This window comes from Thalassobellus sediminis, assembly GCF_044386045.1.
Lineage (GTDB): Bacteria > Bacteroidota > Bacteroidia > Flavobacteriales > Flavobacteriaceae > Thalassobellus > Thalassobellus sediminis.
Window position 1 is genome coordinate 728,095 of record NZ_JBISCD010000040.1, and the last position, 11,910, is coordinate 740,004.

The 11,910-nt window shown below is 30.5% G+C and carries 8 protein-coding genes; 6 read left to right on the plus strand and 2 right to left on the minus strand.

The genetic code is table 11. The features are described 5' to 3' along the window. Window positions 1-34: 34 nt before the first annotated feature. Window positions 35-1,546 carry a glutamate--tRNA ligase gene (gene gltX, locus ACH5TW_RS09760; protein ID WP_439336311.1) on the minus strand — a complete coding sequence of 504 codons (1,512 nt, stop codon included), beginning with the start codon at window positions 1,544-1,546 and terminating at the stop codon, window positions 35-37. A gap of 190 nt (window positions 1,547-1,736) precedes the next feature. On the opposite strand from gltX, the gene ACH5TW_RS09765 reads away from it, so the two are divergent. From ACH5TW_RS09765 to ACH5TW_RS09785, 5 genes are all read left to right on the plus strand, one after another. Next, the gene (locus ACH5TW_RS09765) at window positions 1,737-5,144 is read left to right on the plus strand and encodes a DUF4175 family protein (RefSeq protein ID WP_439336312.1); all 3,408 of its coding nucleotides are present in this window, start codon (window positions 1,737-1,739) and stop codon (window positions 5,142-5,144) included. Continuing rightward, on the plus strand, window positions 5,137-5,547 hold the full coding sequence (ybeY, locus tag ACH5TW_RS09770) for an rRNA maturation RNase YbeY (RefSeq protein ID WP_439336313.1): 411 nt from the start codon (window positions 5,137-5,139) through the stop codon (window positions 5,545-5,547). The genes ACH5TW_RS09765 and ybeY overlap by 8 nt, the downstream gene beginning before the upstream one ends. Window positions 5,548-5,677: 130 nt before the next feature. After that, window positions 5,678-7,549: a tRNA uridine-5-carboxymethylaminomethyl(34) synthesis enzyme MnmG gene (gene mnmG, locus ACH5TW_RS09775; RefSeq protein ID WP_439336314.1), complete on the plus strand. Its 1,872-nt coding sequence runs from the start codon at window positions 5,678-5,680 to the stop codon at window positions 7,547-7,549. A gap of 134 nt (window positions 7,550-7,683) precedes the next feature. Beyond that, window positions 7,684-8,544: a class I SAM-dependent methyltransferase gene (locus tag ACH5TW_RS09780; RefSeq protein WP_439336315.1), complete on the plus strand. Its 861-nt coding sequence runs from the start codon at window positions 7,684-7,686 to the stop codon at window positions 8,542-8,544. A 371-nt stretch (window positions 8,545-8,915) separates the two neighbouring features. After that, window positions 8,916-9,437: an OmpH/Skp family outer membrane protein gene (locus ACH5TW_RS09785; protein ID WP_439336316.1), complete on the plus strand. Its 522-nt coding sequence runs from the start codon at window positions 8,916-8,918 to the stop codon at window positions 9,435-9,437. Between the two features lie 71 nt (window positions 9,438-9,508). On the opposite strand, the gene ACH5TW_RS09790 is transcribed toward ACH5TW_RS09785, so the two are convergent. After that, on the minus strand, window positions 9,509-10,663 hold the full coding sequence (locus tag ACH5TW_RS09790) for a DNA polymerase III subunit (RefSeq protein ID WP_439336317.1): 1,155 nt from the start codon (window positions 10,661-10,663) through the stop codon (window positions 9,509-9,511). A 159-nt stretch (window positions 10,664-10,822) separates the two neighbouring features. Between ACH5TW_RS09790 and ACH5TW_RS09795 the strand changes: the two genes are divergently transcribed. Then, a complete protein-coding gene (locus ACH5TW_RS09795; protein ID WP_439336318.1) occupies window positions 10,823-11,887 on the plus strand; it encodes a DUF2652 domain-containing protein in 1,065 nt (354 codons plus the stop codon). The last annotated feature ends 23 nt before the right edge of the window (window positions 11,888-11,910 follow it).

An 11,910-nucleotide genomic window follows, 5' to 3' on the forward strand; every position in this document is an offset into this window, starting at 1 on the left:
GGCTTTGTAATTTATACTATACTTTTGGTTATAATTACAGCGTTTTTACAATATTCTCAATACGTTTAATTGTTTCATTTTTACCAATCATGTACATAATATCAAACACATCGGGACCTTGTAAGGCACCTACCAAAGCTAAACGTAAAGGCATCATAACTTTTCCAAAGCTAATTTCGTTGGAAGTTATCCAACCTTTAATTTCGGTTTGAAGGTTTTCTACAGTAAAATCTTCAATAGTATTTACAATAGAAATAACTTGATCCATAATAACATCAGTACCTTCTTTAAGGGCTTTTTTAGAAGCCTTTTCATCATACGATGTTGGAGCCGTAAAAAAGAAATGACTTAAGTTCCAAAAGTCAGATACAAAAGTGGCACGTTCTTTTATTAAGCCAATAACTAAAGCTATGTATTCAACATCAATTTCAGAGAGTTCTGCTTGGCTATTTTTAAAAGTTTGAGCTAAATCCTCATTGTATTGCTCTTGCATATAATGGTGGTTAAACCATTTAATTTTATCAGGATCGAAACGTGCACCCGATTTGTTTACTTTCTTTAAATCGAAAGCTTCAATTAGCTCATCAAGATTAAAAATTTCTTGTTCCGTTCCAGGGTTCCATCCTAAAAATGCTAAGAAATTAACCATGGCATCGGCAAAATAACCATCTTCTTTATAACCTCTAGAAACTTCGTTTGTTTTAGGGTCTGTCCATTGTAATGGAAAAACAGGGAACCCTAATTTGTCGCCATCACGTTTGCTTAGTTTCCCTTTTCCTGTAGGTTTTAAAATAAGCGGTAAATGTGCAAATTCTGGAGCTTCCCAACCAAATGCTTTGTATAATTGATAGTGTAATGCTAAAGACGGTAACCATTCTTCACCACGAATAACATGCGAAATTTCCATTAAATGATCATCAACAATATTTGCTAAATGGTAGGTTGGCATACCATCACTTTTAAACAATACTTTATCATCTAAAATATTTGTATCAATTTTAATATCTCCACGAATAATATCGGTTAAGTGCAAGGTTTCGTCTTGCGGACTCTTAAAACGAATTACATAATCATCACCAGCATCTAATTTAGCTTGTACTTCTTCCGCGCTAAGCGATAAAGAATTACTCAATTTTAAGCGGTTATGCCAATTGTAGATAAATGTTTTTCCTTTTGTTTCGTGGTCTTTTCTGTGAAAATCTAAAGTTTCAGCAGTATCAAACGCATAGTAAGCGTTACCCGAAGCAATCAATTCATCGGCGTAAGCCTTATATAAATCTTTACGTTCGCTTTGTCTGTATGGTCCAAATTTCTCATTTTTTCCTGGGCCTTCATCAAAAGGCATGTTACACCAATTTAAAGCATCAATAATATATTGTTCGGCACCTTCAACATAACGATTTTGGTCGGTATCTTCTATTCTTAAAATAAAAGTTCCGTTATGTTTTTTAGCGAATAAATAATTGAATAACGCTGTACGAACACCCCCTATATGAAGAGGTCCTGTTGGGCTTGGTGCAAAACGCACACGAACATTTTTAGTCATGTTTTTGTAAATTTGTTGCAAAGATATGTATTAAGACAGAAGACCGAAACTAGAAGTCGTAAGTTTTTGCTTTTTATTAAGCATAATCCTTAATTAACACACAATTATAAATCTTGTAAAAAATAAAATTGTAGTTTAGTCTATTAAATTAGTTTTTTCATTTCTCTGAAGGCGGAAATTTACCCAAATCATGAATAATTTCGAAAACATACAAAGTAAGTTAGAAGCATTTATTAGGCGTTACTATACTAATGAATTGTTTAAAGGCGCTATTTTGTTTTTTGCCATTGGCTTACTATATTTTCTTTTCACTTTATTTATCGAGCATGTTTTATGGCTAAATACAACGGCGAGAACCATTTTATTTTGGCTATTTATTATTGTAGAATTTGGTTTGCTTGTTAAGTTTATCTTTTTTCCGTTAGCCAAATTATTTAAACTTCAAAAAGGAATAAATTATAAAGATGCTTCTAAAATTATTGGTTTACATTTTCCTGAAGTAAGCGATAAATTATTAAATGTCCTTCAGCTAAATGAAAATGAAACGAAGTCGGAATTATTATTGGCTAGTATCGAACAGAAATCTTTAGAGTTAAATCCAATTCCTTTTAAACTGGCTATTAATTTTAAGAAAAATCTTAGCTATTTTAAGTACGCCATTATACCTGTTTTAATTTTATTGATAACGTTTTTAACAGGAAATTCTAATTGGTTTAGCAATAGTTACGAACGTGTGGTGCATTACAAAACGGCTTACGAACCGCCAGCACCGTTTCAGTTTTTTGTAATTAATGATGATTTAAATGCAATTGAAAATAAAGATTTTAAGCTGATAGTAAAAGTAGCAGGTGAGGTAATGCCTGAATCTGCTCAAATAGTTTATAATAACGAAACTTACTTTTTGCAACAGAAAAGTATTGGCGAATTTGAATATGTGTTTTCGCAACCTAAAACGAATATTCAGTTTGAATTAACTGCAAATAATATAACCTCTAAACCTTATACGCTTAGTGTCGTAGAAGTGCCTTCTTTGTTAAGTTTCGAAATGGTTTTAGATTACCCTAATTATACCAAAAAGAAAGACGCCGTTTTAAAAAGCACGGGTAACGCTGTTGTTCCTGAAGGCACTAAAATTACTTGGCAACTTAAAACAAAAGCAACTGATGAGGTTAATTTGTTTGCCAAAGATACTATTGGTTTTAATGCAGATAAACTAGGTGTTTTTGAAGCTAAGAAACAAGTTTTTAATAATTACGATTATACCTTAAGCACGAGCAATAAAAATTTAAAAAACTATGAAAATTTAGATTTTAATATTGATGTTATAAAGGATGAATATCCTGAGATTAAGATTAAAGTAGAAAAGGATACTTTAGACTTGCAAACCTTATATTTTTACGGGCAAATAAGTGACGATTATGGTTTTAGTAAACTACAATTGGTTTATTATCCGTCTGATAATGAGAGTGATAAATCGTTTAAAACTTTAGATTTCTCCAATTCTAATATTTCAGATTTTATTACAGCCTTTCCTAATAATTTAGAGATTGAAGCTGGAATTCCTTATAGTTTATACTTTCAAGTATTTGATAATGATTTAGTTAACGATCGTAAAAGTGTAAAAAGTAATGCGTTTAATTACAGAAAACGAACCAAAAATGAAGAAGCTGAAAAGAATTTGAAACAGCAAAGCGAGTCTATTAAAGATTTGAATAAGTCTTTAAAGAAATTTGAAGAACAAGATAAAAAGTTAGAAGAGTTAACAAAAACTAGTAAAGAGAAATCTACTTTAAATTTTAACGATAAAAAGAAATTAGAATCATTTTTCAAGCGTCAAAAAGAGCAAGACGAAATGATGAAAAGTTTCAATAAAAAACTTAAAAATAATTTAGAAGAATTTCAAAAAGAGAATCAAAAGGACGATCAATTTAAAGAAGATCTAAAAGAACGATTAAAAGAGAATGAAGAGAAACTTCAAAAAGACGAAAAACTTTTAGAGGAACTTGAAAAACTCCATGAGAAAATAGGGAAGGAAGAATTAGTAAAAAAGTTAGATGAACTTGCTAAACAGAATAAAAATAAAAAGCGAAGTTTAGAACAGTTATTAGAATTAACAAAACGTTTTTACGTAGAAAAGAAACTAGAAAAACTTAAGGATGATTTAGAGAAATTAGCTGACGAACAAGAAAAACTTTCTAATAAATCTGATGAAGAAAATACTAAAGAAAATCAAGATGAATTAAATAATGCTTTTGAAGATTTTAAAAAGCAAATTGAAGATTTAGAAAAAGACAGCAAGGAATTAAAAAAGCCCATCGATATTCCAAGAGATAAATTAGACGAAAAAGAAATTGATGGCGAGCAAAAAAAGGCTTCCGAATCCTTAGAAAAAAATGAGGAAGAAAAACAAGCTCAAGATGCTAATCAAGATCAGTCCAAAGAAAGTTTACAAAACGCTAAAAAAAGCCAGAAGAAAGCCGCTCAAAAAATGAAAAAAATGAGTGCAAAAATGTCTAGTTCTATGCAAGCAAGTGGAGGAGAGCAAATGCAAGAAGATATGGAGATGTTGCGACAGGTTCTAGATAATTTGGTGCTTTTTTCTTTTGATCAAGAAATGCTCATGAATCAGTTTAAATCGGTTGATGTTAACCATAATAAATTTTCATCGTATTTAATAAAACAAAATGAGTTAAAAGAGCATTTTGAGCATGTTGATGATAGCTTGTTTGCGTTGTCTTTAAGACAGCCAAAAATTTCAGAAAAAGTAAATAATGAAATCACTGAGGTTTTCTATAATATAGATAAATCATTAAATCTTTTAGCCGAGAATCAATTGTATCAAGGTGTTTCTAGTCAGCAATTTGTTATAACTGCAGCTAATAATTTGGCCGATTATTTAAGTGATGTTCTAGATAATATGCAAGAAAGTATGAGTATGTCTGCTGGTAAAGGAGGAGAAGGAGACATGCAGCTTCCAGATATTATTATGAGTCAAGAACAGCTTAATGAAATGATGAAGGAAGGCATGAAAAAAGAAGAGCAAGGAAAACCAAAAGAGGGTAAAGGAGAGAAAGATGGAGATAAAGAAGGAAAGAAAAAAGGTGATGGTAAAGGTGAGGAAGGAGAAGATGGTAAAAGTACTGGTGGAGAAGGGGAAGGATCTAATGAGGGTATGAGTGGTGAATTATATAAAATTTATCAGCAACAACAAGAATTAAGAAATGCATTAGCAAAGAGATTAGCAAAAGAAGGCAAAGATGGAATGGGTAAATCCGGAAATGGTAAAGATTTATTGCAAAAAATGGAAGAGGTGGAGCTTGATTTGTTAAATAAAGGTTTCACTAATGAAACACTTCAAAAAATGATGGAGTTAAAGCATCAATTATTAAAAATGGAGAATGCTGCTTTTGAGCAAGGTGAAGATGATAAAATGGAATCTGAAACTAATATAAATGAGTTTAATAACAATTCTAATAATCAAATTCCAACAGCTAAACAATATTTCCAAACTACTGAAATATTGAATAGACAAGCATTACCTTTGCAGCAAGTTTATAAAAAGAAAGTGCAAGAATATTTTAAGCAAGCAAATGATTAGTTTTAATTACGAAACAGATTTTATATTAGAAGATGAGTCTGTTATTTCTTCATGGATTTCAAATACTATTTCATCAGAATCACACAAACTTGAAGAAATCAATTATGTGTTCTGTGATGATGATTATCTTCATAAATTAAATGTAGAGTTTTTGAGTCATGATACATTAACAGATATTATTAGCTTCGATTATTCTATGGGAAAATTAATACAGGGCGATATTTTTATTTCAGTAGAAAGAGTTGCCGATAATGCTAAAGATTTTAATGTGTCTTTTACTGATGAATTGAAGCGCGTTATTATACACGGAGTACTTCATTATTGTGGTTATAAAGATAAAACGGATGAAGAGGCTAAGGTGATGCGTGAAAAGGAAAACCACTACCTAAGTCAGTTGGTTTAGTATTCAATAAACAACGTATATTTGCAAACAAAATTAGTAATATGTTCCACGTGGAACATGTTAAATTGAAATTTAAATGTAACGTTGAGCACAGTCGAAACGTCTTTGAAATATAAAAAATAGAGTACTTATGTTTAACGAGGTTTATGATGTTATAGTTGTTGGTGCAGGTCATGCAGGAAGTGAAGCTGCTGCTGCTGCTGCCAACATGGGAAGCAAAACACTGCTTGTTACCATGAGCTTGCAAAACATTGCGCAAATGTCTTGTAATCCTGCTATGGGTGGAATTGCTAAAGGACAAATTGTAAGAGAGATTGATGCCCTTGGTGGATATAGTGGTATTGTTTCTGATACGTCTGCTATTCAATTTAAAATGCTTAATAAATCTAAAGGACCTGCCATGTGGAGTCCGAGGGTGCAAAGTGATAGAATGCGTTTTGCAGAGGATTGGAGATTGCTTTTAGAAGGCACGCCTAATCTTGATTTTTATCAAGAAATGGTGTCTGGTTTGTTAGTAGAAAATCATAAAGTTGTTGGTATAAAAACATCTTTAGGTGTTGAGATAAAATCTAAGTCTGTTGTTCTTACAAATGGTACTTTTTTAAATGGATTAATACATATAGGCGATAAGAATTTTGGTGGAGGAAGAGCAGGTGAAAAAGCAGCAACAGGAATTACAGAACAATTGGTTGGTTTAGGTTTTGAATCTGGTAGAATGAAAACAGGAACACCTCCAAGAGTTGATGGACGATCTTTAGATTTTTCTAAAATGGTTGAACAGCCTGGTGATGTAAATCCTGAAAAATTCTCTTATTTAGATATTACAAAACCATTAGAAAATCAACGTTCTTGTCACATGACTTACACGAGTCTTGAGGTTCATGATTTGCTTCGTGAAGGCTTTGATAGGTCGCCAATGTTCAATGGTAGAATTAAAAGTTTAGGACCGCGTTATTGTCCGTCTATTGAAGATAAGATTAATAGGTTTGCAGATAAGGATAGGCATCAATTATTTATAGAACCAGAAGGTTGGAAAACCTGTGAGGTTTATGTTAATGGGTTTTCAACATCGCTTCCAGAAGATGTTCAATTTAAAGCCTTGCGTTCGGTAGTTGGTTTTGAAAATGTTAAATTCTTCAGACCTGGTTATGCTATAGAATATGATTATTTTCCACCCACACAATTAAAGCATACGTTAGAAACTAAGTTGGTTGAAGGTTTGTATTTCGCTGGTCAAATAAATGGTACTACTGGTTACGAAGAAGCAGCTTCTCAAGGTTTAATGGCGGGTATAAATGCAAGTTTAAAAACTCAGGAAAAAGAGCCTTTTACTCTAAGAAGGGATGAGGCTTATATAGGTGTTCTAATAGACGATTTAATTACTAAAGGCACAGAAGAGCCTTATAGGATGTTTACCTCAAGAGCTGAATATAGAACCTTGTTACGTCAAGATAATGCCGATTTACGATTAACGCCTAAAGGTTTTGAAATTGGTTTAGCTACGGAAAAGCGACTTAAACGTATGGAGCAAAAACATAATGATGCTAAAAAGTTTGTTAAGTTTTTTGCTGATACAAGTGTAAAACCAGAAGAGGCTAATCCTGTTTTAGAATCTAAAGGATCTTCTTTGGTTAAACAATCGGATAAGATGTTTAAGATATTTTCTAGACCTAATATTACGATTTATGATGTTAGAAAATTTGAAGCAGTAGAACAATATATTCAAGATAATAATTTAGATAATGAAGTTATTGAGCAAGCTGAAATTCAAGTTAAATATTCTGGATATATAGTTAAAGAAAAAAACAACGCAGATAAACTAACTAGATTAGAATATGTAAAAATTCCTGATAATTTCGACTATTCACAAATTAAATCTATGAGTTTTGAAGCGCGTGAAAAGCTTAAAAAAATACAACCAACAACGGTGTCTCAAGCATCAAGAATTAGTGGTGTTTCTCCAAATGATATTTCTGTATTATTAGTTTATATGGGAAGATAAATTTAGCTAAAAATGGGTTTTGTTTACAAACGTTCCACGTGGAACATAAAACATTTTAGATAAAATATTGTCGTTCTTGTGTAGACAGGAATCTATATTTAAAAGATATTTTTATAAATAACATTCGTGAATTCGTGGCAAAACAAAACTCAAATCAAGCGTATTTAAAAGTAAAAGATTATTCTGTTTCAGGTGAAGAATTTCAGTTAATTCAAAACTCTAAATATGGTTTTCTTGAAACTACTCCGCAACCATCTTTAGATAAATTACCCGAATATTACGAAAGTGAAGATTATATTTCGCATACAGATTCACAAAGAAATCTTTTTGAAAAAGTATATCATTTAGTTAGAACTATCTCTTTAAAAAAGAAATTAAAACTAATTAATTCCTTTCCTTTAGAAAATAAAAGCTTATTAGATATTGGATGTGGTACAGGTGATTTTCTTCAAACAGCGAAAGATAATAATTGGAATGTTACAGGAATTGAACCAAACGAACAGGCAAGAGGTATTGCAAATAAAAAAACAAACGACTCTGTTTTTAATACAAAACAGCTTTCAAAATTTGAATTGGAAAGTTTTGATGTTATTACGCTTTGGCATGTGTTGGAGCATTTACCAAATTTAGAAGAACAAATAACAATTATTAAAAAATTACTAAAACCAAACGGTACTTTAATAATTGCGGTTCCTAATTATAAAAGTTACGATGCTTTATATTATAAAAGTTATTGGGCTGCTTTTGATGTACCAAGACACCTTTGGCATTTTAATAAAGAATCTATTTCTAAATTAGTCTCAAAAGCATCTATGAAAGTGGAAAAAGTAAAACCAATGTTATTTGATGCTTTTTATGTGAGCTTGCTTTCAGAAAAATATAAGTCTGGAAAAATGAATCCTATTAAAGGCTTTTGGATTGGGTTACTTTCAAATTTAAAATCTTTTAAGACAAAAGAAGCTTCATCTTTAATTTACATCATTAAAAACAAGTAAAACACATTTCTGTAAACGATGTTAGCTTTTGTTGAGTGCATCTGTCTAAATACAAGTCGATTTTTTAAAAGTGTCTTAAAACGCTTTATTTAAGCTTGTTTTTAATAAGATTTGTTTATCTTTTTGTGTTAAAGGTATAAGGATTTATTATAAAGTTGTTTTTGAAGTGTATTTTACTTTTCAGTTAAATTGTATGCTTAAAAGATTCATATTAAAAATTTTCTAAAAATATTTTTTAAGTAGAACTTAACATTTATTTATTTTAAGAATTATATATTTCAAAAATAATTCCGTTTCACATTATAGTTTACTTTATTACATTTGTTCGGAATTAAAAAAAATCAACCAAATAGAAACGAATAAAAAAACAGATGAAAAAAATTATTTATGTTGCCTTAGCTATGTTAGTTTTAGCTTCTTGTCAAAAGTCAAATAAAATTGGTTTTGTTGATAATGGAACAATTATTAATGATTATCAAGAAAAGATAGATTTAGAAGCAAGGTTTAAAATAAAACAAGAGGCTTACTCAAAGAAATTTGATAGTATTGACCAAGCATTTCAATTAGAAGTACAAAAATTTCAAACAGATGCAAAGAGAATGGCTCAAGCCAAAGCTCAGCAAAAATATCAAGAACTTGGTCAAAAAAAGCAAGTTCTTGATCAGCAAAGACAAATTGAGGCACAACAGTTTCAACAATCTTTTCAAGCAGAATTAGATTCTATAATAGTTAAGGTAAAAGATTTTGTTAAAGACTACGGTAAAACAAATGGATATACTTACATTTTAGGAACTAGTGATGCTGCTGCAACGGTTATGTATGGTGCAGATGAAAATGATTTAACAAAGGCCGTTTTAGATGCTCTAAATGCTGAAGCTAAAAAAGAAGATTAATCTTTAAGATTCTGTTAATCAAATTATTAAATGCTTGTTAAAAGAAATTTTGACAAGCATTTTTGTTTTAATTACTCCGCTTTTTTATGAAGTAATCGCGTTAACTTTATGCTTAAATCGGTTAAAATAATTTTAGAATTTCCGTTACGCTCAATATGGTAAATAGCGTCTTGTAGCTCATTAGAAATATCCATAATATTATTGCCATGTACAAAAGGAGCGAAGTTTTCTAGTTTAAACTTTTCTGTTTTAGGTTCTAAATACACTAAATCTGTTGCATTGTAATTTAGTAATAAGGCTTGACGGAAAAAATCTAAACAAAAATTAAGAAATTGTTTTTGAGTTTCTCGTCCTGTTTTAGCAATATCTTCACTCCAAGAAATTAAATCGTGTATAGCAGCTTTATTACCTTTGGCTTTAAAAGCACTTCGAATCCAGAAAATAAACCAAGTTTCAAACTGAATATCTTCAGAATCTTGATATACCAAATCGCACGCTTTATTGTAATTTCCGTTAGATTGATGTGCTATTTTAGTAGCAACATTCATATCTAAATTATACTGTTTTACTAAAGCGTCTTTAATAACGTCTTCTGCTAAAGGAGGAAAATGTAATATTTGGCAACGCGACCGTATGGTATTAATTATTTGCTCTTCGTCTTCAGCTATAAGAATAAAAATGGTTTTATTTGGTGGCTCTTCAATAAGTTTTAAAAGCTTGTTGGCACAAGCAATATTCATTTTTTCTGCCATCCAAATTACCATCACTTTATAACCGCCTTCATAAGACTTTAAAACAAGTGATTTTACAATGTCATGGGCTTCATCAACACCAATCTGCCCTTGTTTATTGTCAACACCTAAAAGTTTATACCAATCAAATAAATTACCGTAAGGCTGTTCTTTTAAAAGTTGGCGCCATTCTTCTAAATAATGACTAGAAACGGGGTGATTTTTAGCTTTATCGGTGGTTGTTACCGGAAATGCAAAATGTAAATCGGGATGCGAAACATTATTGAATTTTAAGTTGCAAGCCTCATTGCCTGTGTTGTTTTCTCCACTGGTATTACTACATAATATATATTGCGCATAAGCAATAGCCATTGGCAAAGTACCTGAACCTTCGTTACCAACAAACAATTGGGCATGTGGAATTCTACCATTATCAACACTTGTGGTTAAATGGTTTTTAATATGATCTTGTCCTAAAACATCTTGAAAAAGCATAAAAACAAAAGTAAATGAATTTTTTCATTTTGAAATTCAAAAAACGAAATGAAATAAATATGAATACAAAAATTATCCTTTTTGTTTTAACATTTTTTTGTAACAAACAGAATAAAAACCGACTTACTTTTATAAACAAAAACTGCTTATTGATATAAAATGACTCAAAACGCCATTCTTTTTATTCCTGATATTTCTGGTTTTACAGAATTTGTGCATCATACAGATATTAGCCATAGTAGGCATATTATATCTGAACTATTAGAACTTTTAATAGACAGTAATAATATGGGTTTAGAATTAGCTGAAATTGAGGGTGATGCTTTGTTTCTATATAAGCTAGAAAATCAGGTTAATGTTTCAGAATTAGAACAACAAATTGAAGCCATGTATTTGGCATTTCATAAGCATATAAAACGGTACGAGTATCAGCGCATTTGTCATTGTGGAGCTTGTTCTTCAGCATACAATTTAAAGTTGAAATTTGTTGTGCATTATGGCGATATAGAATTTTTAACGGTTAAAGATTCTGTAAAACCTTATGGCAGAAACGTTATTCAGGTGCATCGATTATTAAAAAACAATGTAACACTTAATGAATACGCACTTTTTACTGAAAATGTGAAACCATTAACAGATGAAAATGAAAAGAATAAACTAGTAGCAGAATATGATTTTGGAACGATAACTTATACTTTTAAGGCACTTTCTCATTTAAAAGAAAAGTTACCTAAAATAGAACCAATTCCAGATGATGTACCTAAACACAAATTGTTTAGTCAAACAGAAGTCATTAAAATATCTGCTCCGGAGTTATACGAAGTTATTAGTAATTTTGATTATAGATTACTTTGGGTTAAAGGTGTAGATAAGTTTGAATATGAAAAAAACAAGGTAAATAGAGCAGGTACAAAGCATAAATGTTTAATAAATAAAAATCAAGAAGTAAATTTTGCAACGGTTATTAAATCGAGCAATAAAAATCAGTTAGTTTATGGAGAAAGCACAACAGATGCTTCTTTTACAAAAAGGTTGAGTAGTTATTTTGTTTTAGACGAAACAGACGCAGGCTTTACCAAGTTAACTATTGAGGTTTTTGCAGATTTAAATGTCATTGGGCTTTTAATGAAATCTTTTTTAAAGAAAGGGTTGAAAAATAATATTTCAGAAAACATTAAAGAGCTAATTATATTAATTGATTCTGGTTTTTCGCCTCAAACTTAGTTTGAAAGTCTTCTTTTTTTAAA

What these genes read in the sequence shown, in the direction of transcription:
- gltX (WP_439336311.1), bottom strand. Translation starts at nt 1,546, where the DNA reads ATGACTAAAAATGTTCGTGTGCGTTTTGCACCAAGCCCAACAGGACCT.
- ACH5TW_RS09765 (WP_439336312.1), top strand. Translation starts at nt 1,737, where the DNA reads ATGAATAATTTCGAAAACATACAAAGTAAGTTAGAAGCATTTATTAGG.
- ybeY (WP_439336313.1), top strand. Translation starts at nt 5,137, where the DNA reads ATGATTAGTTTTAATTACGAAACAGATTTTATATTAGAAGATGAGTCT.
- mnmG (WP_439336314.1), top strand. Translation starts at nt 5,678, where the DNA reads ATGTTTAACGAGGTTTATGATGTTATAGTTGTTGGTGCAGGTCATGCA.
- ACH5TW_RS09785 (WP_439336316.1), top strand. Translation starts at nt 8,916, where the DNA reads ATGAAAAAAATTATTTATGTTGCCTTAGCTATGTTAGTTTTAGCTTCT.
- ACH5TW_RS09790 (WP_439336317.1), bottom strand. Translation starts at nt 10,663, where the DNA reads ATGCTTTTTCAAGATGTTTTAGGACAAGATCATATTAAAAACCATTTA.
- ACH5TW_RS09795 (WP_439336318.1), top strand. Translation starts at nt 10,823, where the DNA reads ATGACTCAAAACGCCATTCTTTTTATTCCTGATATTTCTGGTTTTACA.